This is a genomic window from Providencia xihuensis, from assembly GCF_041953405.1.
Lineage (GTDB): Bacteria > Pseudomonadota > Gammaproteobacteria > Enterobacterales > Enterobacteriaceae > Providencia > Providencia vermicola.
Genome location: NZ_CP169565.1, coordinates 1635419 through 1661243, shown reverse-complemented (window position 1 = coordinate 1661243; position 25825 = coordinate 1635419). Strand labels below are relative to the sequence as shown.

The 25825-nt window shown below is 43.7% G+C and carries 34 protein-coding genes; 1 reads left to right on the top strand and 33 read right to left on the bottom strand.

The window, feature by feature from the left end; genetic code table 11:
• Positions 1-2: 2 nt before the first annotated feature.
• The 27 genes from ACE2AL_RS07345 to ACE2AL_RS07215 form a co-directional block, all read right to left on the bottom strand.
• On the bottom strand, positions 3-662 hold the full coding sequence (locus ACE2AL_RS07345) for a DUF2612 domain-containing protein (protein WP_206082534.1): 660 nt from the start codon (positions 660-662) through the stop codon (positions 3-5).
• Positions 659-1846 carry a baseplate J/gp47 family protein gene (locus ACE2AL_RS07340; protein ID WP_375084208.1) on the bottom strand — a complete coding sequence of 396 codons (1188 nt, stop codon included), beginning with the start codon at positions 1844-1846 and terminating at the stop codon, positions 659-661. Before ACE2AL_RS07340 ends, ACE2AL_RS07345 begins: the two co-directional genes overlap by 4 nt.
• Complete coding sequence (locus tag ACE2AL_RS07335; RefSeq protein ID WP_267722810.1) at positions 1839-2183, bottom strand: hypothetical protein; 345 nt, start codon at positions 2181-2183, stop codon at positions 1839-1841. Before ACE2AL_RS07335 ends, ACE2AL_RS07340 begins: the two co-directional genes overlap by 8 nt.
• The gene (locus tag ACE2AL_RS07330) at positions 2180-2872 is read right to left on the bottom strand and encodes a Gp138 family membrane-puncturing spike protein (protein WP_349491938.1); all 693 of its coding nucleotides are present in this window, start codon (positions 2870-2872) and stop codon (positions 2180-2182) included. Before ACE2AL_RS07330 ends, ACE2AL_RS07335 begins: the two co-directional genes overlap by 4 nt.
• A 3-nt stretch (positions 2873-2875) precedes the next feature.
• The gene (locus ACE2AL_RS07325; protein WP_375084300.1) at positions 2876-3691 is read right to left on the bottom strand and encodes a hypothetical protein; all 816 of its coding nucleotides are present in this window, start codon (positions 3689-3691) and stop codon (positions 2876-2878) included.
• The gene (locus ACE2AL_RS07320) at positions 3684-3977 is read right to left on the bottom strand and encodes a phage baseplate plug protein (RefSeq protein WP_349484256.1); all 294 of its coding nucleotides are present in this window, start codon (positions 3975-3977) and stop codon (positions 3684-3686) included. The genes ACE2AL_RS07325 and ACE2AL_RS07320 overlap by 8 nt, the downstream gene beginning before the upstream one ends.
• Positions 3978-3980: 3 nt before the next feature.
• Positions 3981-4508, bottom strand: coding sequence for a phage baseplate protein (locus ACE2AL_RS07315; protein ID WP_206082539.1), 528 nt, complete (start codon positions 4506-4508; stop codon positions 3981-3983).
• Positions 4505-7015, bottom strand: coding sequence for a hypothetical protein (locus ACE2AL_RS07310; protein WP_375084207.1), 2511 nt, complete (start codon positions 7013-7015; stop codon positions 4505-4507). The genes ACE2AL_RS07315 and ACE2AL_RS07310 overlap by 4 nt, the downstream gene beginning before the upstream one ends.
• An 82-nt stretch (positions 7016-7097) precedes the next feature.
• Complete coding sequence (locus ACE2AL_RS07305) at positions 7098-7556, bottom strand: hypothetical protein (RefSeq protein WP_375084206.1); 459 nt, start codon at positions 7554-7556, stop codon at positions 7098-7100.
• A 50-nt stretch (positions 7557-7606) separates the two neighbouring features.
• On the bottom strand, positions 7607-8059 hold the full coding sequence (locus tag ACE2AL_RS07300) for a phage tail fiber protein (RefSeq protein ID WP_068445366.1): 453 nt from the start codon (positions 8057-8059) through the stop codon (positions 7607-7609).
• A gap of 9 nt (positions 8060-8068) precedes the next feature.
• The gene (locus tag ACE2AL_RS07295) at positions 8069-9556 is read right to left on the bottom strand and encodes a DUF3383 domain-containing protein (protein ID WP_375084205.1); all 1488 of its coding nucleotides are present in this window, start codon (positions 9554-9556) and stop codon (positions 8069-8071) included.
• 9 nt (positions 9557-9565) lie between these two features.
• Positions 9566-10081: a hypothetical protein gene (locus tag ACE2AL_RS07290; RefSeq protein WP_211889359.1), complete on the bottom strand. Its 516-nt coding sequence runs from the start codon at positions 10079-10081 to the stop codon at positions 9566-9568.
• Positions 10071-10439: a hypothetical protein gene (locus ACE2AL_RS07285; protein WP_375084204.1), complete on the bottom strand. Its 369-nt coding sequence runs from the start codon at positions 10437-10439 to the stop codon at positions 10071-10073. Before ACE2AL_RS07285 ends, ACE2AL_RS07290 begins: the two co-directional genes overlap by 11 nt.
• Positions 10439-10897, bottom strand: coding sequence for a hypothetical protein (locus tag ACE2AL_RS07280; RefSeq protein WP_375084203.1), 459 nt, complete (start codon positions 10895-10897; stop codon positions 10439-10441). The genes ACE2AL_RS07285 and ACE2AL_RS07280 overlap by 1 nt, the downstream gene beginning before the upstream one ends.
• Positions 10897-11328, bottom strand: a complete 432-nt coding sequence (locus tag ACE2AL_RS07275; RefSeq protein ID WP_272525297.1) for a DUF4054 domain-containing protein — start codon at positions 11326-11328, stop codon at positions 10897-10899. The genes ACE2AL_RS07280 and ACE2AL_RS07275 overlap by 1 nt, the downstream gene beginning before the upstream one ends.
• A 2-nt stretch (positions 11329-11330) precedes the next feature.
• Positions 11331-11672 carry a hypothetical protein gene (locus ACE2AL_RS07270; protein WP_105881054.1) on the bottom strand — a complete coding sequence of 114 codons (342 nt, stop codon included), beginning with the start codon at positions 11670-11672 and terminating at the stop codon, positions 11331-11333.
• Positions 11673-11728: 56 nt separating this feature from the next.
• Entirely contained in the window at positions 11729-12796 is a 1068-nt protein-coding gene (locus ACE2AL_RS07265) for a major capsid family protein (protein WP_181468537.1), read from the bottom strand.
• A complete protein-coding gene (locus ACE2AL_RS07260; protein ID WP_110592063.1) occupies positions 12796-13293 on the bottom strand; it encodes a hypothetical protein in 498 nt (165 codons plus the stop codon). Before ACE2AL_RS07260 ends, ACE2AL_RS07265 begins: the two co-directional genes overlap by 1 nt.
• Positions 13293-14549, bottom strand: coding sequence for a DUF2213 domain-containing protein (locus ACE2AL_RS07255; RefSeq protein ID WP_375084202.1), 1257 nt, complete (start codon positions 14547-14549; stop codon positions 13293-13295). Before ACE2AL_RS07255 ends, ACE2AL_RS07260 begins: the two co-directional genes overlap by 1 nt.
• Positions 14546-15274, bottom strand: a complete 729-nt coding sequence (locus ACE2AL_RS07250) for a phage minor head protein (RefSeq protein ID WP_375084299.1) — start codon at positions 15272-15274, stop codon at positions 14546-14548. Before ACE2AL_RS07250 ends, ACE2AL_RS07255 begins: the two co-directional genes overlap by 4 nt.
• Positions 15275-15311: 37 nt before the next feature.
• A complete protein-coding gene (locus tag ACE2AL_RS07245) occupies positions 15312-16814 on the bottom strand; it encodes a DUF1073 domain-containing protein (RefSeq protein WP_375084201.1) in 1503 nt (500 codons plus the stop codon).
• A 4-nt stretch (positions 16815-16818) separates the two neighbouring features.
• Positions 16819-18216, bottom strand: coding sequence for a phage terminase large subunit (gene terL, locus ACE2AL_RS07240; protein ID WP_166685299.1), 1398 nt, complete (start codon positions 18214-18216; stop codon positions 16819-16821).
• A 213-nt stretch (positions 18217-18429) separates the two neighbouring features.
• Entirely contained in the window at positions 18430-18864 is a 435-nt protein-coding gene (locus tag ACE2AL_RS07235; RefSeq protein ID WP_166264720.1) for a hypothetical protein, read from the bottom strand.
• A 30-nt stretch (positions 18865-18894) separates the two neighbouring features.
• Entirely contained in the window at positions 18895-19905 is a 1011-nt protein-coding gene (locus ACE2AL_RS07230; RefSeq protein ID WP_375084200.1) for a terminase small subunit, read from the bottom strand.
• A gap of 134 nt (positions 19906-20039) precedes the next feature.
• The gene (locus ACE2AL_RS07225; protein ID WP_375084199.1) at positions 20040-20555 is read right to left on the bottom strand and encodes a lipocalin family protein; all 516 of its coding nucleotides are present in this window, start codon (positions 20553-20555) and stop codon (positions 20040-20042) included.
• 134 nt (positions 20556-20689) lie between these two features.
• A complete protein-coding gene (locus ACE2AL_RS07220) occupies positions 20690-21064 on the bottom strand; it encodes a KilA-N domain-containing protein (RefSeq protein ID WP_349491950.1) in 375 nt (124 codons plus the stop codon).
• 206 nt (positions 21065-21270) lie between these two features.
• Positions 21271-21513 (bottom strand): hypothetical protein, encoded by a 243-nt coding sequence (locus ACE2AL_RS07215; RefSeq protein ID WP_166686136.1) that lies wholly within the window; start codon positions 21511-21513, stop codon positions 21271-21273.
• Between the two features lie 395 nt (positions 21514-21908).
• On the opposite strand from ACE2AL_RS07215, the gene ACE2AL_RS07210 reads away from it, so the two are divergent.
• A complete protein-coding gene (locus ACE2AL_RS07210) occupies positions 21909-22040 on the top strand; it encodes an entericidin A/B family lipoprotein (RefSeq protein WP_048607741.1) in 132 nt (43 codons plus the stop codon).
• Positions 22041-22312: 272 nt separating this feature from the next.
• Here ACE2AL_RS07210 and ACE2AL_RS07205 read toward each other — a convergent pair whose 3' ends face one another.
• The 6 genes from ACE2AL_RS07205 to ACE2AL_RS07180 all read right to left on the bottom strand — a co-directional run bounded on the left by ACE2AL_RS07205 (position 22313) and on the right by ACE2AL_RS07180 (position 25695).
• Complete coding sequence (locus ACE2AL_RS07205; RefSeq protein WP_375084198.1) at positions 22313-22516, bottom strand: hypothetical protein; 204 nt, start codon at positions 22514-22516, stop codon at positions 22313-22315.
• A gap of 543 nt (positions 22517-23059) precedes the next feature.
• Positions 23060-23509, bottom strand: coding sequence for a lysis protein (locus ACE2AL_RS07200; RefSeq protein WP_375084197.1), 450 nt, complete (start codon positions 23507-23509; stop codon positions 23060-23062).
• Between the two features lie 20 nt (positions 23510-23529).
• Complete coding sequence (locus ACE2AL_RS07195) at positions 23530-23703, bottom strand: hypothetical protein (RefSeq protein WP_375084196.1); 174 nt, start codon at positions 23701-23703, stop codon at positions 23530-23532.
• The gene (locus ACE2AL_RS07190; protein WP_349487124.1) at positions 23685-24155 is read right to left on the bottom strand and encodes a lysozyme; all 471 of its coding nucleotides are present in this window, start codon (positions 24153-24155) and stop codon (positions 23685-23687) included. Before ACE2AL_RS07190 ends, ACE2AL_RS07195 begins: the two co-directional genes overlap by 19 nt.
• Positions 24155-24424 (bottom strand): HP1 family phage holin, encoded by a 270-nt coding sequence (locus tag ACE2AL_RS07185; protein WP_375084195.1) that lies wholly within the window; start codon positions 24422-24424, stop codon positions 24155-24157. Before ACE2AL_RS07185 ends, ACE2AL_RS07190 begins: the two co-directional genes overlap by 1 nt.
• Before the next feature lie 86 nt (positions 24425-24510).
• Entirely contained in the window at positions 24511-25695 is a 1185-nt protein-coding gene (locus tag ACE2AL_RS07180; RefSeq protein ID WP_375084194.1) for a hypothetical protein, read from the bottom strand.
• Positions 25696-25825: the final 130 nt, after the last annotated feature.

Here is a 25825-nt window from a genome sequence, read left to right as displayed (position 1 = left end):
TTTTAGGCTCCGAAATTACTGCTAAGGAAGTTTTTGCGATGTTGGCCGTGACCAAAGGCTTTCTTTGTCACGATACGATATTTAACCCCTACCCCTGATGGACGAGGCATAAGGTCGAAGTTTTCAAGAAGTACCCGTAATCGTTCATCTGGATTGAAATTAAACACGTAATACAGATAGGTCATATCCAGCGGATCAAGCACAAATACTTTGCTATCAGCTTGCCAAAAGAACCGCTTAAGAAATTCGTTAATATTGGTGACCGTTGGGCTTTGCGTAAGGTTAAAATAACGCATACGCACAATGAGGCGCTTTTGGTCTACCGTCAGTGATAAGGTGTAATCGGCATTACGCCGAAAGTTGCCTTTGAAATTGGCATTCTTTTTACCAAAACCGAAACCGATTTTTGTTTTATCACTCGGGGGAACATCAATCCCCAACGGCACATCGAGTATGCGCGCCCAAATATTTAGCCCAAACTCGTTCGCGGTATCGATATTAAACACATCACGATACCAATCACGCCAAAACTGGACTGTGGATTGTTCAAAATAGTCTGCTTTGTATTTAGCTAACGCCTTGAGGTTTGCCGCATCTTCATATTGCCAAAGGATCGCCTTTAATAAATCAGAATGAAAATCAAATGATTGGATTTTGCTCATACCAGTACCACCTGTACCGCACTGCGTTTGAGCCTTGCCACCTCATTCATTTTGATTTCATAGTTATTTGATGACCAGGCTTTGCCATCGGTTGAAAGCTCGACACGTGTAATAAATAAACGAGGCTCAACAGCATTGATACCGGCTGATATTTCGAAAGGTGATACATCACGCCCCACCACTAAACCGCCCTCACCATCGATATCCCCATTTGCCCATGACTCAACCGCGGCGGGAATAATGGTTTGTGCATCGACGGTGGCTTTTTTCACTGTTACTCGGCAGAACAACACAATTTCTTTCGCCCTATCGAATTTAACGGGATAAATTTGACCGCTGATAGTTTCCAATACCTCAACCTCTTCACGACCGTTAAAGGCGGCGCCAAGGGTTTTAGTACGTAGTAACGAACGTGCTATAGCCTCTTTATCACCCCCTTCAACACACACATAAATGCTATGGGGAACTAACGTGATCCCATCAAAAATCATCGGTTCGTCCGTGTAGTTTTCTCGATACGACAACGAACGTACCCCTTCCAATTCATACAATGCAGAGGTAATCGCCTCCCCCACACTCACCGTGTTTTTGGCTAACGTCTGTTTGCGTCGTCGCCTTGATTGTAAGTCTGATTCAGCATCTCGACCCAACACCGCATTGCTGGGGTTATGTACGGTTTCCCAGCCTAATACCGAACTGGCCACTTTATTAAGTTGACCCACGCCACACTCAACCGCCCCTGTTTCAATGGCGCGCATATCCCCAGTTACTGAGCCATCTTTACCGATAATTAAGGTTTTGGTGGTTTCGAATAAGTCGCCATTCAGCGTGGCCGCTTGTGACCCCTTAGGGATGATAGTCTCGGCAATACCCGTGAATTTCACCTGTGATAAAAAGGAGTGTGTGGCATCAAAACGCTGACCGCCCATTAAAGCCCATATTGCATCAAGAAAAATACCACCGGCTAAATCAGGATTAATTTGATTGGCCAACTCTGCATTATTGCGCACAACGGCGTCCCGATTTTCGACCTCCATGGTGATCAATGCGCCTTGCGGGGTTTCGGGATTAACATCCAGTTGCTGACCAAAGACACTTTTAAATTCGTTTTCAACGTCATCACGTAACGTGCTGGTATCTGGCACAATTACACCCTGTGATGTGAGATATTGATAATCAGCCATTGAGCGTTATCTCCCCATAAATGGTTTGGATCACCGCGGTATAGTTCAGCGAGTTATCCGCGATTAATGCCGAAAATGACACCACCGATATCACATCATCCAGCTCACGCAGCCGGTCACGAAACGCCGCTTCAAATAACGGAATGTCCGCCTGTCGCCCAAAGGTGGTTTTCCAGTAGGGAATGCCCATATCGAGGTTATGCAGCATTTCACCACGGAGTGCTTTGACATAATGTTCACAACGGTTTTTCGATGCCCGTTCACCACTCGTAATCGCTAAGTTGCCACTGTTCCCCAAATGGATATCGTTATTGTTGTTTACATCAAAAGTTATCATATGGGCTCTCCTGTATTACTATCACCTCGTTGAATGCCATTGTGTTTATGGGTTGAGCCGATATCTTTACCGTTGTGTTTCATTGTGCCCCCGTTTGAATCACTGTTACCGTTTACGGCCTGATTACCATTCACCGTAACATTGCCGTTAAAGGTGGTTTCAAGCACATTGACTTCAAGAACGGGCGAATCTAAAACCGCTTTACCCTCATGCAGTGACAAACACACGGAGCCATCCATGGATTGAATCACCAAGGCATCTGTATTTTTGCCATCAATTAGCCAGCCTTTAAGTGTATCGGGAAAGAACATCGCATCGCTGAAAGTATGTAAACGAGCCGTATTCGGTTCATCCTCTAAGCCGCCACGCTGAAAGATTAAGCTGATATCACGGTCATTGGCTTTTAACCAACCGAAATCACCCGCCTTGATCGGCATACGGATAAAAAAGCCACCGCCACCAAAACGAAAAACGGGAATATTCGGTACTGCCGCTCGCCCGACTTTTTGCCCCTCCGTCGATACCATCATGACGAGTGGCTTAATCACAGCGCGGTTAGTTTTATCGTCATAACTCACCACCGTCGCGGGGAGCATGTCGTCAATATTCATCAATAGGCTACGAAATGCAGCCATAAACTGCCCTGCCAAGCTGCCTTCGCTAGCAATATCACTGTTGGGTTGGTTCATGGTTTACACTCGTTTGCAGGTCGCTTGGTAAAAGAAAGGGTCGTCGTGAGAGGCAATGTCGAACTTAAGTTGCTCAATAATGTAGTCGCCATTTAAGGCAGGATTAAACTTGCTTTCAAGGCGTAACATGCCGCCTAATGACGACTCGCTATCAATTAAATAAGTGACATCGACACCTTTTTCCGTGGCTTTCGGTATCCCTACCATGCCCGATTTTTGGTTAAGAATTCGCAAGCGGCCACTTAACGCTTTATCCTGGTCTTTCACATATAACATATCGTCGTCGATAAAGGCTTTCACATTACCAGCATCTTGCAGGCGTTCCACTTGCTTGAGTGCTGGCCCACAAAAATACCAATTGGCAATATTTTTATCAGTGGCTTGAAAGTCCAATTTAACCCCGCAATCCTGTGCAATGTTCTTGGCCAGTTCGCTCATTTTGCTTATTGCACTACCCGATGAAGATACAATATCACGCGCGTTTGCATTATTGGTTTTCGCTTTTAAGGTCAGTGTCACATCTGGCGGCGAGACGATTTCTGCACTAACAATATCCCCCACATAAATGCGAAATACGCCCGTACTGGCGCGACCGGCTTCGACAATTAAACGGTGCGGTTTCTTCGCTTGGGTATAGGGGCTGGTTTCGGTCAGCAACATATTGCGTGTTGTCGCATTGAGCCCATCGATATTGACAGTGCATTCATTTTGCAGGGGATTGGCATATTTAGTGCCGTTGGCACGAATACGCAGTCCTTCATACCATTGCAGCCGACCATTAACTTCAATCCCTAATCGGATACGACGTAAATCAATCATCATCCCCCCACCAAACAAGACTGTGCGATTGCCCAAACTGCGCCCACCACGGATATTCATCATTTTCTGTGATAAAGGCAAAATTACCGTTACCTGATAAATAGCGGTAGGGGATCAGCGGTTGATTGGGCATCACACGAATGCCTTGCAGTAAAACCACATCGTTGCGTTTGATATCGCAGCACATTGTTGTTCGCGCCGCTTTAATCGTCAGCTCCCACTCATCACCGCCAAGGCTCACGCGCAAACGTTGATTAGGCACGGCATTTAAAGGGATCTCTTGCATGGGTCACCACCCTAACGTAAATTCACCGTCAGCAATTTTGGTTGCTGCCGATTTTTTCTTTTTGTCCGGTACCGTGGACGTTTGCACTTTCCCGCGATTCACCGTACTCGATTGCTCTTTTTTTGCCACCTTACGGGGCGGCAGGTCGCCATATTCTGGCTCAACCGTTCGCCACTCCGTAAAGCGCAGCGAGAGTTTAATCGCATCGGCCATCTCTGGAGTTTCATCGTGATAGAGATTCACTAACAGCATCGGTTGGTAGGTTTTCACCCGCGTTTGGATACCCACTAACTGATGTTTATCGTAGGCTTGCTGTAGGGTTTCAAAGGCGCTTTTCATTTCGCCAGCTAAAATTAAATCCATGCCAATTTCAACGGGCTGAACTACCACATGGTCACTGCGTGTTTCCCCCGACTCAACGGTAAATTGTGTTGCTTTGTGTTCATCACGGACGTTAATTTGAATCGGATTGGCCGTTTCAAATAACGTCGAAAAGTTATCGATATTGAAGATTTTCACCTCGGTGATCATTTGCTTACCCCCGAACTGGTTTGATGGGCTAAATCTTGTAGCTGGGATTGCAGCGCATCTTTCGTGCCATTCGCCATTCCTTGCGCGTCCGTCGCTTGGGTTTCCACTTTGATTTCACCAATCGACAAGTTAGTTTCATTGGTGGTACTGGATTGATTACTGATGGCTTGGCTGGTCATCGGGTTAATTGGATTAGCCGACATACCGTTAATTTGTTGGCTCAGCCCTTTCACTAACAACGCAGTATCTTCTCCAGATAACTTGGGCTGTTCGGGGATTTGGTGCTCTATCGTGCCGTCAGTCGTGATTTTGCGTTCAACCGTTTGAGTCACTTGTGCATCCTCAAAACCAAACCACCCTTTGACCGTGCTCCAGCCATTTTTAATCGCTTCTAAGCCGTCATTAATCCAACTTAAATACTGTTTGATTTGCGCCCATAACCACTTAAAAATCCCTACAACGGCATCAGAAGCCACCGTAAAGACCCCTTCAAATTGCTTGCCCCAATCCGCTAAATCGCGAATAAACCCCGAGAGCCATACCCATAACTGCTTGCCACCATCAACAATAAAGTTAAAAGCTGACACTGCTACATCGGCAACGACCTGAGACAAGGCGATGACAAAATCAAAGAAGGCTTTAAACGCTTCCCACAACGCAATAATGGCGGCTTTAAGTTCGGGGTATTCATCCAAAAGACGCCCTATCATCGAATCATTGCCGTCAATAAAGTTCATGATATCGTCATAAACTAAGGCAAACGCCGAAGCCAGTAAGGCAATAACCGCGATAATCGCCAAGATAGGCCATGTTGCTGCCAAGGTAGCTGCCGCAGCTGATAACATGGCAGGCACATAAAACACCGCAATAGCCGAACCTATTGCAATAAAGAACCCCACAATGAGCGACTTGTTTTCTTTGCAAAAGCTCACAAAACGGTTAATCCACTCTAGCCCTTTGGTTAAAATCGGGATCACCATTTCTAAGAAGCTGTTTTTCAGTAAGCCTGATGATTGCTTAAAGCCTTGCATGGCTTTGTTGAATTTGATGGATTGTTCAATACTCTCTTTGTTGATGCCTGAGTACTCTTTTTGAATACCCATCATGCGCTCGAGTTCTTTGCGACCTTTCATCATCAGCTCGACGGTTTTATCATCTGTTACGCCCAGTCCCGCAAGCGTTGCCTTGGCTTTATCAAACTTCATACCCTGCACTTTATCTGCAGTCTGAAGTACTTTTTCCATGGAGTTTTTAGCCAAGCCAAACGATTTGGCCATCGCCGATAAATCTGCTTGGGCCGCATCACGCGTGCCGCCCAGTTCAGCCATTGAACCCGCGAATGCGTCTACATCAGCAGTCGCCACATTGATTTTTTTACCCAACTTATCGAGGGTTTCAATATCAGCCGAACGTGAAATTGACTCCCCCACCAAGGCAGTCGCCCCCATCAATAAGCCAACCGCCCCCAATGCCTTTTTGGCAAACGACATGACCGTATTACCAGCTTGCTGATATTTGGTTTCGGTATTCTCAAGGGCTTTTTGCAAGGATTGCTGTGCTTTAATTTCACTGGTCGCCGCTTCAATTCCTTTCACTTTCATGGTGTCTACAAGGCGAATTAGCTCGCTGTAATTACCTTGCAGTGCTTGAATAATGGCGTTGGACAGTTGCTTCGCGGTGATACCTTGGTGTTCGGCTAACGTGAGGTCGGTGACACCTTGATTAAGTTGAATAACATTTTGCTGTAGTGCCTGGTAGTTTGCATCGAGCTCGCCCAAGACAACCTGAGTGGATTGCATGCCTGCGTCAGATATTGACCGCTGCGCCTCAAGGTTAGCCATCGAATCTGTTACTGTCTCTAATTGTGTTTTAACCGAGCCAGTTTGGGCAATAACCTCATCTGCATTAGTAACGAAATCAATCGAATGTTCAACCGATAAGCCTTGCACCGATTGGCGTAAGTCTGCCATTACACGTTCAATTTCTGCGGCGCCATCGGCAGTGGTGGTCGGGATTTTTTGCAGCTCACTAATATACTCACTGACTGAGCCTTTTACCTGTTCTAATGCGGTTTTTTGGTCGCTCACAGATAACGAGCCAAGGTCACTTTTTAGTTGAGTGATTTCAGCTTGCAGTGATTGCCCCCAATCCCCTAGCGCATCCCCCGCTGAGACCCAAGCAACGTCTGCATTTTGCCGTTGCTCATCCAATGCGCTTAATGATGATCCCACCGCATCTAACCTATCCACGATTTGGCTTGTCTCAGCACTGACCTCGCTGGCATTGGTGGTGAACTGAATAGCATGATCGGTCGACAGCCCCTGCAACGATTGCCAAAGCTCCGTCATCACACTTCCGATGGTCAGTGAACTTTGCTGCGCCGCCTGTTGGGTTTGTTTCATGCCATCGATAATGTCATCGGTCGAACGTTGCACCTTTTTAAATGCCCCATCCGCTTGCCTTGTATCAAACTCAAAGACCTGCACAAAGGTATCCATTAATGACATTAGCGATCCTTTGAAGCCGCAAGGGCTTCGTTATAACGGTTAGTAATGGCAATTTCCCACAGGTCCATTGCTTCTTCTAAATCTATTGAGGTTTTGAGTTCGGTGAAGGTGGCGAGGCGTTCGCTGACGATGACGGCAAAGAACCCATCAGCGTTTTTATAATCGACGGGAGTGAACCGCTTACCTTGCTGAGCAGGAAGTGGAGGAAACCTTGGCTCCCGTCGTTGCCGAAAAAACTGGTGTTATATTTCAACATTTCCAACTCTAAGCGGATCAACGATTCGCCATCAGGCACATGGTTATCAATAAGTGCTTGTGTTTTAAGGGAGATTTCTTCACCATCGATAGTGACACACACATAGGCCATCATTTTGAGCATGGCCTCTTTGCTGACCTCATAGTCACCAATTTTGGGGGCGTTAGATAACGGGTATTTCGCTAGGATTTCACGCCCGACTGTGGCGGGTAGGCGACTAATAATGAATAGTTTTTCAACGCCATCAACGTCTTTGATAGCGACTTCTTTAGGTTTAATCATCATGGTAAACACCAATAAAAAAGGCGGGAAACCCCGCCAGAAATTGAAATAAATTAACGGATACGCGTACTGTCGAAATCCTGAAACACAAAGGTATAGGCTTTAGATTTCAAACGCCCCGCAGAGGCGGCTGAGTTGCCACGACTACCATTGGTGATTTTGCCATTGCGCGCCGTGACCGTTGAGCCATCGCCATAAGACGCAACAAAAGTAATAATATCCCCTGCGTGTCGGCGCCCTTTTTTCGCGGTATTTGCCTCGAGCAAAATAGACAAGTTTTGATCTTCTTCGCTACCGGCCAATACGTTAATCGTGACGGTTTGTGGTGTTGGTGTAGACCAACTCACCAAGTTACCGTTAATATCCATACCCGTTTGTGCAATATCGACAGCCGGTAAATCCAGTGGATCAGCATCGTCAGCAAAGGCGGTAATTAAAATCCCAGTGGGAAAGGTTTTGCTGGCTTGAATGGTAAAACTCAAGCCGGTTGCAGATACATCATGCATGTTCTACTCCTAGACTAAATTATGTGAGCCTTCGACTTTGCGAACCCAATCGCCTTTGCCGTAAATCAGCACGTATTTCATGACATACTCAGGCAAGTCGCTTTCACCCGTGTTTTCAACAATCTGCGCGTTATACCAATAGCCTTTATCCTGTACGTCATACCAAGCAAGGTCATCGCCAGACGCATCCGCAATAGCAAGCTTTTGCACGTCACTCAGCATTTTACCGGCTAAAATCGTGCCGTTATTAATCGCTTTGGTGACCGCACCGGCAATGACCATCAACGCACGCGCTTCACCGTCTTTATTCGCGGGAACACCACGTGTGGCCAACAACACGTTAAACCATTGCTGAGCAATATAGGCTTTTAGCCATTGTTCATTAGCGTGCACGCTCATATCCAGCGGATTAGACGCACCACCGCACAAGAAGCCCCGTTGATAGAAACGGATTTGCGAGCCGGCTATCGCGGTTTCACCGTAATAGTTCACGCGCAGCTTATCGAATCGGTCAGCCGCTTTATCTGTGGCCACTTGCGCAGGGAACGTCACACCTAACTGGCGAAACATGTAGTTTGTCGTGGCATTCGTGCGGTCATAATCCGTCGCCGCCATAACGGCCATGGGTAAGGTTTGAATAAAATAGTTAGTATCCGTTTTGAGGTTTAACCCCACGGAAGCGGTTCCCATCAATGCTGCACTAAAATCTTCAACCTGCTTTTCACTCACGCTAATATGCAACTGGTATTTGACGTTCTCACCCGACACATACTGTGCCAATGGCACCGCTTGCTCTAACGTCAGTTCATCCAAAAATGTCGCGCTCCCGAATGAATCGGAAACCTGCTCTGCTACCATAAAGGCTTCCAGAGGCGTTTGTGCGGGATTACCTTCAGATGCCGTACCGGAAGACAGCCCCATGGCATTCGCCAGCACCGAATATTCAACACTAATGGATGCGCGTTCTTGCACACCGCCACTCAGCTCAAAGGCGCTATCGAGTGAATTAAACGTCAAATAGCTACTGGAAAATTGCTGTTCTCTTTCTGCATTGAGTTTTGCTTGAATGGTGGACGCAATATCCGCATAGGACTTCGCTTCTGACAAATCAATGTCTTTGTAGCTTTTAGTGACGGTACCAATCGTGACGGAGAGCGTCCCATCCGCAATAATTTTTAAATCTGCTAATGCGGCGGCTTTGGTACCAAACAGTGTCGGTGCTCGCCCCACAGGCTCATAAGAAGCAACTTGCAGTTCTTTCGGCTTGCTCACTGGTGCGGGGCTAACATAGCTAAAATATTGTCGTGCAAAGTTAGCTTCGGGAGAATCAACACCTAACAAGTCATCAACTTGACCATTGGCGAACTCTAAAACTTTACCTGCAGGTATTTTGGGGTTAGTGGAAAATAAGCGGCCGGTTAATTTACGCATCGGAACTGCAGACGCGCCAATGACCGCTGATGCAATATCAACGTATCGAGTTTGTTTAATTGGCATAGTAAAACCTTATATGCGATGGATATCAGGATAGAGCGCGCTTATGGCAGCTGTATCAGGGAAAAGAGAGCGTTTAAACGTCACATTAAAATCAAACGAGGGGTTTTGTTCGTAGTTGCCCTGGTCATTTACAAAGTAAGGCTGTCGAACGGATGTTGCCCGTTGCACGCCAATACCTTGTTTTCTCAGTGTGGTCACAAAAGGCAGTGAATTGACAACCATTCGGGCAATGGCGGCAATATCATTGGCGGTATACGTGCCTAATTGGGTAATGAATGCCTGAACTTGGTACGTTTTCTCCGATAATTGGTTTTCTTGGTGATTGGCATTGTTACCTTGGACATTGTAATTGCGACCTTGCCAACCATGCCCACTTTCATTGATGGAAAAGAACATCACCATATTATCTTCACGGCCTTGCTTGGTGGATTGAAAACCCGCTTTCACAGGGATATCAATACCGACTTCGGCCAGCTGCCGTAATAACTGTTTGCGAATGGCGATATCAACGTCATTATCCGTCATAGGCCCCTACCTCGATGCAAATCACTGATTTCCAGCCGTCCTGCTCATACCAATCCGCGTCCCCCATCACATCGTATTTTTTACCATTAAAAACAAGGTAATCGGGAGATGTACCGCGCTGAATGCCTTTGATATCATGGGAGGTATAAAAACGGCGATAAACTTGGTTTGAATCAAAGCCCATTGATTGTGCATCTTGAGTATCGACCGCTTGCCAGCTCCCGCGAATATCAACCGGTTCATAATATTGGTTTTGGTCATGCCCTCGCTCATCGGGCTCACGGTTTTTAAAGCGAAACCACTGGACTGTTTGCTGCGGAATATAGCGAGAAGCGATACGGTGTAAATTCCCGAACATTACTTATCCTCCACGGTAAAACTGACGGCTTGTAACATCTGCCCCGTGTCCACTAAGGGCTTATCGGTGGATTTACCTTTGCTATGACGCCGCGCTCTGGCTTTTACCGTTGAATCGTCTAACGCAGGTGTGGTTACCGCTTTAATGGCCAGTTTCACATCCCCAGCCGCTTTTGCGCCGACTTGGGTTAGCCCATCGGTAACAGAGATATTGCCAGCGGCCGCCGCTTTGGCCACACGGAAAATTAACTGGCCATACTCTGTTTTTTTATCGCTCATCGTCGGGCGAAAAAACGAACGGGGAGGAATGCCACCAGCGGGGTATCCCAATTCTTGAATCGCCGCAATATAGGCAATGGGCGTGCCATCGGGATATTTGGAGTGTTCAAAGAAACCCACTTTCAATTGTTTCTTGGCTAACTCATCGTAAACCGCTTTTAACTGGGCTAATTTCGTCATTAACGTAATCGACCCCCGCGCGTAAATCGCCCACCCACACCACGAAATGCCGAGCGTTCACCTGCTCCACCAATATATTGCGGTACGCTACAGCGCTTTATCAGAGCTAAGAACTGTTGGCCGTAGGTCGTCATTTTGAACCAGTGTGACCAATCAGAACCCGCAGGCGGTGCAGAGAATGATACGCTGATTTTGTCCATGGTGACGCTGGTAACAACACCCGTGGGCGCGGCGCCCTCTGCAATTTGCTGATTTAAGTCCAACATGTGGGCGACAACCAGCATCCACAATTCATTGGTACAAACACCACGACAAGGGGAGAAATAATTCAACGCGGATTGGGCAATAATATAAATATCATCATCAGGTACTCCGCAGAACTGTGGACGAAGCACACGAAATGACGTTAGGGGAAATGTGCTCGCCTCCATCATTATTTACCCTTTTTGTTGGTTTTCGGGACTGCTTGTTTTTCTGCTTCCAATGATTCCACGGTATCCGGCGCTGACTTATCGCTGGCTTCCATATTGGTGGCCACTTTTTCAGGATCTTCTTTGCGATTTTCAACGCTGATAAACCCGTTTTCTTTATGCAGTTGAAATACATGGTTATCTTTAAGTTGAGCATATTGTTCGTCGCTGATTTCCGTGACACGCCCTCGCGGGGTATACATATGCTTGGTCATGATATTGGCTTGACCAGCAATAAACACTTTGCCATCCGTGACCGAATAGTTTTGGTCATTGGATAGCGTGCAATAGACATAGAGAGACATGGCTTGCTCCATTAAAAAAGCCCTCATTTGAGGGCGTAAAAAAGGAAGTGGTCAGGTTAAATGCCAGTTAGGCGGGTGATAGCCCAAGGGCGCGTGACAAAGACACCCGCGGTTGCGTTGGTCGCATCCTCTAAATACCCTTTAATCTGGGCTTGCGAGCCCAGTAATTGGTACTTAACGGGCACCACTTGTAGAATGGTCGCGCTGGTTGCGGTTGAACCATCATCGATGGTATCCGCAAACATATACGCCACATCCGCACCACCATTTGCCCCGACAAATTCAGGTGAAAACACAAAGCGCAGGTTTGGATAGTTCTCTTTCACCCACTGATACACCGTTTCACCTCGCGCCACAGGGTTAGCGACATTTAGCGTTGAACGGTAGCCTAACGGTAACGTCAATGTGATCGCGATATCGTCTTTGATAATCCCACCTGAACTCATTTCAATGCGCGAGAACATATCGGTAATATCTTGGGTGATATCGGCAAACGTGCCGCCCTTCCATTTTTTCGAAGCGGTTTCATAAGCCGGTAGATTCGGCTCATTCATCAAGCCAAATACACGTGTTTCAGGGCTATTAAACCCATAGTAACCAATCCGCTCACGCCCTTGCTCTAAAGATTCAGTCGCTGAATTACGTTTTTCCGCAGCAGCTTCAAACCCAGCTGCAGATTGACGCGCTTCCTCTAACTTACCAACTTGAAAACCTTGTTCAAAACGCACGATACCGCGGCGTTCTTGGTCTTGAATGTAAGACGCTAACGGCACGTTGGTATGGTCGCCGTAAAGTTCAGCCTTACCGGTTGGTGTCGCCACGTTCAGAATGATTTCCTCATCGTGCCATTCACCGGCATTCAACACACCGGTGATTTCATCCAACACACGAACACGGGTTGCAGTACGAATGAGACCAGGAAGAACGTGTTGCAACATTTCACGCTGAATTAAACCGCCTTGTACAGCAGCACCAGTGATCGCGGAGTCCATCGACGCCAAGCCACCAAAACCAATTTGCTCAAGTTCCCGATACGTCCACTGTTGGTTAGGTTGGATATTAAGTTGGCCATGTTTACGGATATCGCGGCCAGACATATAAAACTTTTGCTTGCTAACTGGCATTATTCACCTTCCTTTACTGCCGCTGGATATGGGATTTCGGTTAAGCGAATAACGCTCAAATGCGGTGCGTCAGTTGATGAAAGATGACGACTGACAAAGCCAATCACGCGCTCACCTGTACCTACCGTACCTTTAGCCGATAACGAACCGTCCGTTTCGCTGAATACGACGGGATCATTGATTTTGCCTTCGTCATCGCTTAGTTCGACATACACCTCACCCATCGTTAAAAACTCACCTTGGGTGCCATTGCGTGCATAGTTCACTTCAATACGATACGCTTTCGGGTTAATCATGATCCCCGCAAATGCGCCCTTGCCACCCACTTGCACAGACTCTACAGAATCATCTTTGTAGGTGTAAGCCCGACCGAAGATATTTTGCTTTTCATCCGCTGAGCTGAGAATGGCGGCAACGGCACGAATAGGCCCTGCATGGCTGATTTCACCCACTACGCCAGACGTTAAGCCATGCGACACTGATTTAGGAATTGCCATTATTTCGCTCCCCATTTATCCATAATTGATTGATTACTCACCGCAGAGTCCATCGTCACTGTGGCTTTCTGTGAATCAGGCACACGCCCTTGCATCCACGCATCTAGCGCAATGGCTTCATTACCTTTACCGCATTGAATACCAAGCTTATCAACGCCATACTCCGCCACTTGCTGCTTAGTCATTGCGGCATGGTCGAACACACCAAGGAATGGGGTCAACTTATGCGCTAATGAATCCCGCTCACCGATTTGTTTTAACAGCACGCCAGTATCCATCGTGGATTTTGATGCTTCTAAACGCTTAATCTTGCGCTTTAAGGATGCAATCTCATCCATCGTACCGATGCCGTTTTTTAAGCGTTTGAGTCGGCGATTTAAGCTATCCGTTGTCGCTTGGTCGAGATGCTCTTTGGCTTCTTCAATCGCTTCAACGGCAGTCTCAATCGCAACTTCGGCAGCTTCAACGGCTTCAGGTGTACCCGTTGTGGCTTCTTCTGCTGCAACTTCTGCAGCTGCCACAGCCTCTTCCGCTTTTTGTTCTTCTTCGGGATCAACATCAGTGGATTTCTTTTCTTCTTCCGGTTCTTCATCGGTTGAAGACTGAGTTTGTGCAATCACCTCTGCAATAATGCTTTTCAGCGCAGTGACTTGCTCCGCTGTAAACGTACCTTCATCAGCGGTTTGCTTCTCTTTGTTTTCTTCTTCGTTCATGCGAATAAGTTCCTTTGTGTCGATAGTGATAACGAGGTGATCTTGCACAGCGACGTCAGGGCCGGTTCGCCCTTCATCGACTAATGCGAGGTGATTGCCACGTAGATGACGCTGAATGGCGTCATAGTGTTGGCCTTCATAAATGCCTGAGGTGAATTCATATTTACTGCGATAACCCGGTGAAAGGTCGATTTTGCCGCTGTCGATATTGCTAAGCGCCACATCTGAAAAGATTTTGATATTGGCTCTAAGATACGGCGGGTCAAAATAAACATTTTCACCAATCACCCCTTGGATGCCTTTTTTCTCCGCTGGGGTCGCGTGCTTGCCTAACATTTCATGTTCAATGATGAACGGGGTGAGTTTGAAAGAGTTAATCGTCGCTTCGCTGGCCAGTTCTTCCGGTGGCCGCAATACGCGATAGATTTTATCGGGTACCGGCGCACCAATCTCTGCCCCCAAATAATCAAAAACCCCAACTTTAGAGATGGGGTTATCTGTCACTTCGAGCCAGCCGTTGTTGTCATAGGTTCGTTTTGTCATGTCTCCTCGCCACTTTCTTCCCCACTAAAATCGATTACAGGCGTCCAAAAACATTTGCAGTTAGGTAATTGACCCGGCAATCCACGTTCGCCCGTTTTTGGGTCAATAATCGGTGGGTTGTCTAAATCAAACACTTCACCATCCAGCTGTAGATGCCATTCTCTAGGTTCAGCGCTTCCACCAGAGTGATGCCAAATAGCCTTACGAATTCCCGCTGATTTCATGCGCTCATAGTTTGCCGCAGTCGTGATTTTTCGCGTTTGGTCAACGCCGATAAAATTCGCTCGGCTTTCTGTGACGCTGCCAGTGTGCCTGATTTCATCTAATAAGGTTTTCGCACCCTCACCCCCTTGTGAGATAGAGCGCAGAGCGACACTTTCGATACGTTGATGAAATTGAGTAGGGATGGATTTAATCAGGGAAACATTTTCAGCCGTGGCGGCAATCATTCGGTCTTTTAACGCGTCCGGCATGACAGCGGTTTTGATGGTAATACCGCCAGAGAGCTGTTTAAGAGAATCATCTAAATTACGCTGCGCGCCGATATCGACTTGGGAAACAAACTTATCGGCCATGGCGCTAGACTGCGTACTAAAGATTTTATCCCACTTGCGTTTTAACCGGTTGAGCCAAATTCGCGTTTGACTCGCAATGCTGGCATCCATCGTGGAGCCGTAAAAACCCTCCTTCAATTCACTAAATACGTTTTCATAGTCTTTAATCATCGAACTAATCAACCGTGACATGTCACGTTGATAACGGCTAGATGGTGCTGCTGAATACTGCAGGGGTTTGCCCTTCAATACCGCTTGGCGGGAGGTTGCCCATTTCGCCTTTTTCGTTCGGACTCGTATTCGTCTCGACATAATCGCCCTCGTTTACATCAATGCCGTAATAGCTCGACTCTTTATCAGCTGCCAGTTTTTTACGAATATCTAACCCATCAATTGCGCCCGTAGCCGCTAGAGCCGCATCCGTCTGAGCAGACTTCAACTCAATATCGGCACTCTCTGCGGCCGTTGGGCTATCAAGTGGCGCCCAAGTGACCGATATTTCAGTCAGTGGTAATTCTTCACTGCGCATCAACATGTCGTAATGACGCTGCAAGAGTTCTTCTAAGTCGTTCGATTGGACGCTTTCCAGTTCTTCACGGTAGTTCGACTCTTCATATTCACCGGTGGCATTAAAGCCCTTTGGCGTGGTACCGAGTAACTTAGTGGCGGGTACGTTTGCTGCCGCAGCCACCAGCTGGTATTGCGTCATAATGGTGGCGTCTAAATCCGCTAACGAGGTGTCGAACTGCTGTGCAACATCCTCTTTCCCCATTACCTGCACACCATAGTTATCGCGCATCTCCATAAAATAAAGCATATTTTCCTGAATGGTGTTCTTATCTGCACCTTCAGGATCAGCCATACCAATCGTCAATAACCGCTTGGTCATCGCCAGTTGTGGCGCTTCATTGGCTGTACGTTCTGAAGCATAGACACGCTCATAAATGCGCTCTGGCACGGATACGCCGAAATAGTTATAAAGCGGCTTTAGCACGTTAGGCACGGGGAACGGGACAAACTTAATAAAGTGCGATTTATGGTATTTGCGACCCGCAATCACATAATAGGTTGGGTCGTAAAAATCCATGCTGGCAGGGTCTTGGATATTCGAATCAGTTAAATCAGGCGTTACCCATTGCGGGTCAATTTGCTTGATCCCCTTGTACATCCCTTTAGTCACACCATCGAGATTGAACGGATTTTCATACCACTCTTTCGGGTTTGAGGTTTCCACCACAAACAGTGCTAATCGACCGCCATACACTCGCCCAAAGTGAATAAGCTCTTTCAAGTGATGCTGTATGCGGTACTTTTTATCACGTTTGCGTAGCTTCTTACTGATAGCGCTGTCATCGTCATCATCGCAATCAATATCATACCCTTGGCGAATGGCATCACGGGCAGGCATATTACAGGCCTTATCCACCAGCCAATGTTTCGCAATGATGGCGCACATATTGTTGCCAATAAACATTTGCGAGGCATACCACGCCGCTTGCGATTCAGGTACGCCATAAACTTGCTCGCCTTTAAATGAGGGAACGGAAGTATCGATGCTGTCCATCCCCACACCGTTAATCATCGGCTGCGGTAGAACTAACCCGTTAAATCCCTTCTCTTTTGCTAATGCAGGATACAAATCTGTGGTAAACGCTGACCGCTTCGGCGGTGCAATCTGTTCTGCAATTTTTCGCCTTTTAAACGGCCACATAGAATTACCTCTTGGTTGTAAAGAAACCGCCTTTTTTCTTCTGGTATAAATCACGCAGTGCCTGCGTCATCGCATCCACCGTATCGTCATGGCCAGCAAATGGGAACGTGGTAATTTCCTCAACGGTTTCCACTATCCACGGTGCAATGTCTTTGTGTGGTAGCCACACGTTGCCAGCCTCCCATTCAGCGGTACAGGCGTGAGCGCGTGCGATTTTGCTGCCATCAGGCTCAACGGGAATTAAGCCTGATACCGATGATTTAAGAGAGTCGATAACTGCAGGACCATTAGCTTTATCCTCCACCAGCTTACGGCGCCCTTCAGGGAATTTTTCCGCGAGCAGCTTCACGGCATCCTTAGTTTGAGTAAAGCTCATGCGTTTTCGAATTTGATAGAGCAAATAGGCATTGGCATCTTTCTTGCCCCAAACCTGACCAACAACATAGTCAGTACCGTCGCTGTCTTTAAAGGTCATATCCCAGCTATGGATAACTTTATCGAACTTATCCGGTAGGTCTTTAGGTAAGTAATAGCGAACAAACTCTTCGTGGAAGATTTGACCATCCCCCGGCTTCGGTGACTGTTGATACATGGCAGACCAGAAGTAATCACCAAGGATCGCTTTGGTTTCCAACAGTTTATCGATAGGATGAAGTTCAGGTACCAACGCTTCCCCTTGCTCATTAATGGCAGGGAATGCAAGTACCTTGGTTTCAGGGGCTTTTTCTTTTAATTGGCCAGATAAATCATCGGTCGCCCACCGCGTGGCCATGATGATTTCACCGCTGTTTTTTGATAAACGGGTCTTAAAGGTCGATACGTACCAGTTCCAAATCGATTTTTTAACCGTCGGGCTAAGTGCTTCTTTCGAGTTCTTTATCGGGTCATCAATAATACCGAGGTCAACTTTCTTACCGGTTAATGGACCACCGACCCCCGCACACACATAGCTGCCTTTGTGATTGGCAATGCCGAACTCGTCAGAGTTACGTTTAACAGCAATGCCATTCTCAGGCTTATTGCCTAACCAGCTCTTAGGAAATAACGCACGATATTCAGCCGACATCATAATTCGCTGAACATCGGTGTTCATATCACCGGCTAAATCAGAGGAATACGATAGCGCCCCGACGCGCATGTTGGGGTATTTTCCAAAGAAATAAGCGGGAAGATAACGGGAAACAATATCAGACTTACCATGCTGTGGCGGTGCGCCTAATATTAATTTAGGGCGCTTCCCGTCCATCATATCAACCAAGAACTGGTCGAGCGCATCACACACTGTTTGAGAAAAATGGCTCGTGATGTATTCAGGATTTATATACTGAATGAACTCATGCAAACTGCGGCGCGCTATCTCCCTTTCGATCTCTTCATCAAACAAACTGAAATCGATATTCATAGCCACACCTAAAATGGAATAAATAGCCCTTTCACCTCAAAATGACAGTGAAATGGAAAATGAGTTTTTGATAACAAATTAGCAACGAATAAAAAGCCTAAATTCAGAAAGAAGATTTAGACTTTTATCGGTTTGAGGTGACATTTTAATTGAGTTGAAAAGTCGCAGGGCATGTAAGGACCATTATGTTAAATAAAGGCGATAAAGAAGAAATTATCTACTAATCTTTTTCACTTCATGAGGTAGTGCTTTTCTATCTATCCACTCTCCCCGTACATCAGCAATAAATGGCCTAAATCTATCACTATTAATATGCTGCAAAATGCTCTGAATGTGTTTACTTTTGATATCATGGCCTTTGGCTATATTAAGCCTCGGTCTATATAAAAATAAACGCACACCTGATTCAACAACACTATAATCCTTAGACAGCACAGAGCCAAAGCACAACATAGTCCCAAGAGAAAAATAGCCGGCGTATTTACGCACTCGCATTACGATATGAAAATCATAATCAACACCTTTAATTTCTAGAACTTGCGCATTAGTACCATCGAAATTGAAACCATAAATTCCGTTGTACTTATCGGTTTCATATGTATGCCACTCATACGTTATTTGGTCTATTTTTACCTTTTGCATATCCATGCTTCCATTTTTCCACATGGGTATGTTATATCACTTTTGGGCTTTTTCTCTCAATTGTATAAGCTGCTCAAAACTCAAATGACTTAAATCAATACCTGTTGATTGAATAGGCCCACCATCGGCGCCCGTTATCTCAGTCTTGTTCTTAACCATCCCCAAATGCTGTGCAACCATTTTAAGCGCATCGTCTTGATTACGAGTGATCACCTCGACACCAAACTTACCCTCTTTCACACCAGCAAATAAACGACGAGCCGCGCCAGTTAAATCACGCGTATCATGAAAATGCGCACGGCCAATACCAGCACCATTACATCTAGGGCAATCGGGATTAGGGTCTAATGTGTCATCGTAACCGTAGCCACCCACATCTTGCGGAGGCGGTTTACTTGCTGCCATGTTTTTTTTCACAGCATCGTCATATTCGACCGCATCACGCCACTGATAATTGAAACCAAAGCCCCAACAATGACGACAACATAATCGGCGATATTCCGTTAGCTCGTTAACATCTGCAGTTGCAATATCCCACCACATTTTTAATACGGCATCTTGGGTTATTTCGGTTCTGCGTTCTCGTTCTACTAGTGCGTCTCTTATTGCTCGATTGACCTCAATATTTCTATATATCTGACTTGCGCTAGCGTAGGCATTATGGCCATCACATTTACCACCTGCTCTTTTGTATGCAGCTGTGCGGTTTAAGTCGATAAGATACTCATTGACGAAACGAAATTGTAGGTCTGTAAGCTTGTAGTTGCGCAGGTTAAACGCACTTTCATCATTGTGCGCATTATCTTGTTCACTAATTTGCGCAGTTGGTATAGAGCCATTACATATAAGCTCTTTTGCGCATTCTTTTTCGTGCGCAGTGCGCAATTTCTTGCGCGCAGTTTTTTGCGCAGCTGGCTTTTTAATATATCGTCGCGCAGTTGCGTAATTAAGTCCCTGGTCTTCACACCACTCTTTAGGGGATATTCCTGATTTAGCGTGTTCGGTGAGGAACTGTTGCTGTAGCGTCCCCCAATCCAGTTTAGCCATCGTCTTTATCTCCTTAGCCCATTAGAAAGTCTACTTGTAGGAATAAACTTTCTGATTAGCTATTTCCCTCAATAAAAAAACCCGCACTTGACGGGTCATGCATTGATTTATTAAGTTTTCACAAGGAATAAATACTATTGAAATATCAATATTCTTTGCCTATCAAAACCACAGCTACTTGCAAAACTAAGGTATTCATTTAATAACTCTGGTGGCATAGTTGGAGTACGCGATAGTACCCACAGATAATCTTTGTTAGGGCCAACAACTAATGAATATTGATAGTTATCATCGAGCTTAATAATATTATAACCGCCATAAAAAGGACCGAAGAATGAAACCTTCAAAGCCCCTACATCAGAAGATTCAACAAAGTAAGCTTTTCCGATACTTTCTTTCCATTTTTTATTCTCCGAATCCCATCCTTTGTTTACTACTTTTACGCCTCCATCATCACGAAGGGAATAATTAGCAGAGACCTTACTTAATCCTTTTTCAAATCGATTATCGATTCTAGCTACCTCATGCCACTCCCCAAGATAACGAGACAAATCAAAATTCTTAACAGGTGAAATATCCTTTGGCACTTTTACACTGCAACCGTTAAGTAGCAGCATACTTAAAAACATTAATGTGGACTTTATCTGCATTGTCATCTCACTCAGAATTCGCTGATGAGATACTTTCGCATAAAAAAGGCTGCTGAGCGACCTATTCAATATTCGGTAAGTACATCTGAGCTTCTTTCACTACTCGCTCTCTTGCTGTTAGTAGTAATTGCTTCCTACCACCCACTCCCCCAGTTAGCCATTGTTCTTGCACAGCTACTTACATTTTTGGTTTCAGTGTTGATGACGTGATCTAACTTATTAAGCTTAGTCATGACATCCAAACCTTTCCTTGCTGCATCTTTGAATGTGTTGTAAACGAGAATTTCAAACTCATGCTTTAACCAAGTAGCATATCTAATGACAACTAACTCTAAAGCCCATACTCCATGATTCAGCCCACCATTGATAACTTTGACCGCAGTGCAATTTTGCATTGCGCTTAATTTATCAACAAATGTCTTTATCTGCTTACTTCTCAAGAACTGGCTAGGGTTGTGATGTTTGCGTGTGAGATACGCTTTGAATAGAGATAAGCAATCGGTACGCACGGATTGAGGTTGACTCCTCTATATGGGCACCTATTTTCATTTACTGATTTTATTGAGTTTATTTTTCACAGCCATCATCACGTACCACTACGTTACTTTGGTCACTTACGGCTTACCCGTCAGTAAGATATGAACCACCTCACTTAATTGCGAAGAAGCCATTAAAAAGCCCCGCTATTGCGAGGCTCGTGATGAATTCTTGTTATCTATTTAACATCTGATGGCATATCGCGCATTGATTTAGGAATTTCTCTTCCACCATACTCTTCAGCTATGGCCATTATTTCCTTATATGGGCGAGCATACGGACCAACTACAACAGTAATGTTTTTCCTTTCTGCCTCTTCAGGCGTTAACTTCATAGCTTCGACTGTCATTATCAAGGCTACTTTCAAAGCCGCACCTGTCCATGGTAAATACTTAATTTCGTCCACTTCACTACCTGCCATGACTGACTCCCTAAATGCTACTCACTTACTAGATTCTACCCTACAAAAAAGACTGATGTCTTACCTAACCAATTTGGTATGGCTATTGATGTTAATAATAAGAGAAAACCAACTACTAAGTATTGAAAAACATAAAGCATACGGATAAATAGCTCTTTTAATATCATAGAGTGTACCCTTTATTGCTAATGTGATTAATTACCAAAATAAGTATTAACACTTAAAATATAGCAGCTCATTTTCATTTGTCAGGTATCCCTAACCATACCATTCCCATACAGATATCATGGATTAATATTACAGCTCTATGCAGATAAAAATGGTAATCAAATTGTTCTGCTATAATTAAAAGTGATCTTTTGTAACTTATAGCTTCACACTAAAAGGAAGAAAATATGTTGAAAAAAATCAGTTTCCTCATCTGCTCATTAGCTGTTGCTTTCACATTAACTGCCTGTAACACCACTAAAGGTGTTGGTGAAGACATAGAGGCTGGGGGAGAGGCAATACAAAGAGCAGCTCAGTAAAAAGCCTACTTCCATGCAAAAAGCACTAGAGGATATATTAATTCTTCTAGTGTTTCTTTGTACATTTAACGACACTCTATTTTGTATTTTCTTTTCCGTATTTGCTTACACTTAATTCATGTGAAAACTTTGCTAATCATCTATGCTGATAGTGTATTCAAATTATTGCTTCGTTTTATTTCGCCCCTAAACTGGGGCTTTTCTTTGTTTTTACTGCGTATTTTCTCATACCTCCCTTATAAAAACTCGTATAGGCTGGCTATTATGTATAGTTATTTTCCATCATTTACTATATCTACTCTCATTTTTAATATAGATGACAACGCTTTCATTGAATAAAGTTGTGACTCAAACAATCTTTTTTCACTATCTGGTAGTTTATTAAATACTCTACTTTGTATAAATTTGACTAAATATCTAATTCTTACATCTAAGAGTGCTGAATCATTTAGTAATTGTTGACTTCTGTTTTTCATACCACTTTTGTACAATCATTTACATTAATTATGGGTATTTAAAGGGTAGATGTGAATCCAGATATTTCAAATTATCAATGACTGATCATACCAGGCTAAAGGCTGCTGTGAGACCTATCCAATATCTGGCTACTAAAAAGCCCCAAAATAGAGGCTCATTGTTCACTTAATCGACTATAAATTTAAATTCTTAGAAATCATTTTGCATACTTTGAAATACCGACTATGTTTAAAGAGATATTCAATTGTATAAAGCAACATCTTTTAGCCTACTGCTGTGTAGGCTTTTTTTTGTTAAGGATATATTTTACTATTTGATAAGAATTCCATCACAAAGAGAGCTGTATAAATATATATGTATACTTACCCCATTGCGCTCTTACTCATATCTATCCCTATCCTTATCTGCATCCTATTCATTATTAGTAAAGATAAAAAACAACCAGATATAACGACGCTTTTTTTAAAGTTTTCCATCTACTTATTAAGTGCCCTTACCTTCATAAGTTTAATTTTTTTTGCAAGAGCATTTACCGATTGGTATTAACGTAAACACTCCGTTCTAATGTAATCCTGCAATCCAAGTATCATTTGCTTGGACTCTGCAATTCGTTGTCTGAGTAACCAATAATTTCGGATAGCGGAGTCAGTAGGTCTGGCGGTGATTGCATCATCCAAGCCGGAGGCGGTAGTGCCTTCGGCTTTTTTACAACTGACTTTGATATACACCCGCTCAGGATTGCGCTCAGCAGCAATACGTAACTTATCAACTTCACTTTTTGCATTAGCTAGTTCCTGAGTATGTTTTGTATCGAGTTTATGAAGAGATTGGACGCGTTCTTGGTAATCTTCATTAATTTTGACTTGCTCTGTCAGCTCAACAAGTAGTTCGGCATTCTTGGTGTTTAGCTCACCTATCCTTTCATGTTGTTTCCACATTCCCCATATGGCCACCCATGCAGCGATAAATAACAATGCTCTGACTTTATTCATGCCGGTTACCATATAGAAGATTAAAAATTAACTTGCTGACCTTTATAATGATCGATGGCTTTCTGGCAGCGTTTTTCTAAACTGATTTTATCAATACCACATGTATTATCTGTCAGACGGTAAGCACCGAAAGCTATTATTGATATCGCAAGTAGCATGCAACACATTACAACCACTATAGGTTTCCATGACATATGGCCGCCTCCGCTTCTCTGCGATTAACTAGGCCACGCCATACTTTCTTTTTAACATAAACCCATTTTTTTAATTCTTCACAGGCACCGTATTGATCACCCTCGTTGAGTTTTTTAAGCATTGTTGATCTTGCAAATGCATTAGTTCCAACATTGAAAGCAAATGAATATAGAGCTGCTTTTGTATAATCATTGATAGGAACTTTCACTAATCTATCAACCTGCATTTTTGTTAATTCGAAATCTAATTCTAATAGCTCATTGCATTCTTCTTTTGTGTAAGTCTTGTTGGGAACAATATCTATTCCCGTATGCCCATAGCAGACCGTTAATACCCCGCCAACGTCTTCATACGGCTCATACCTAACACCCTCAAAATGTGCAATCACCGTTAAAGCGATAGCCGAAGCCCCTGCGCCAACAAGCACAGTTAGTTTTTGTTTGAGTGACATTAGATATCCTTTGGCGCTTTCGCCATAAGTTCGGCGGCTTTTCGTGCAGTGGCTGAGGGGTTTAGAGGATCGGTTTTATTAACGAGTTCTTCAAATAAACGTGTTCGCCTTCGTTGCTCTCGTCGATTCATAAAAAAGGTAGCGAGACCAAGGATGATGCTGAACGCCATCCCGATAATAAAGCCCCATTCATAAAGTGATAGGCTTGCAAAGAATGCTGTAAGCCCAGCACTACCGTAGGCTGCGTTGCTATATTTATCCATACGCATGATTTCACCCCCTACGGAGTGCCTGAGATTAATTAGATATAAAAAACGGGCGAAATTATGAATTTAGCACATTAAATCAAAGTTCACTATGGAGTAGTTTTATTAGAGTTATCTCCTCTAATAGTACTTATCAATTTAGCCAACTGTTCTAAACTATCTAGTGATGAAGGAACTTTTTTCTCATCAGAGATGATATTTGAAAAAATAAGATTTTCAAATTTACTTAAAGACATATGCTCTTCATGCCTTTTAGAAAAATCAACATATCCATTAATAAATGCACATAAATTTCTTCTAAGACTTATTTGTGTCAACTCCGTTTTAATAGAATTATAATTTATAATTGCCAGTCTAAAATAATAAAGAATAATAAAAGTAACCGCCGCAGATAATGCATAACCATATATACTATACACAGTAAAAAACATAGATAGTAATTTAATTAAAATAGGAACAAATACGCTACCTCCCAATACATAAACCCATATTAAAGCGTTCTTTTTTTCATTTAACTTATCATTATAAAGAGTCTGATACCCTTGATCTAAGGAAACGAAAATTGCCGAATCAATACCTTTATTTATTCTAGTTTCCAACGTTTTTAGATCTTCAAGCTTTAAATTCAAATCAGTTTCCAATTTATCTATTCCTGTTCTTGTCTCTGATTCAATCTTCTCAAACTCTCCTTTTATTTTTGAATAAAAATCACCAGATTCAGAGTCATACTTATTCAGCTCAGATTTAATCTTATTATTAAAGTACAAATAAAGCTTACTTTGATAAATATTTTTATAGTAAAAATAATCATACTCCAGCCCTCCACCTTTCTTTAAGCATTCCAATATCAGACTTGAGTTAAACTTACGTAAATATTTATTAAAATCGAATGAATATTTTTTATCTTTATCATCCAGACCAAGATAAACGAACTCCATTAAAATCGCAATTAACTTAAAGTAATTCCCTATAAAACCAGTACTTATAGATTTAATAATTACATTTTTCATTGTATAATCACAATTATTAACAATAAAATCTGTAATATCACTTAAGAAACTTCTAATTTCAAAAGATTCTTTAATCAATTCATCAATTAGTAAATTAGTTTTATTTTGAAAATCATCAAGTGTTGAATATGAACTCTCAATTTCAATTAATTTGTTAAGTTTTTCAACATCTATATGATTCATGATGGTACTTCTGTCAACGCTATTATCAAAATAGTTTAAAAAATCAACTAATTTATTTTTATTATCTTCGGTGCTATCCATCGGTTTATCTCCTATGACAAAATATTAAACTGTTAACTAATATTCTATACTAGCTTAGTATTCTTCATAGAGTTATTTTATAAAAGAAATTAGATGGTAGTAATCAAAGCAAAAACCCAGCGCATTGGCT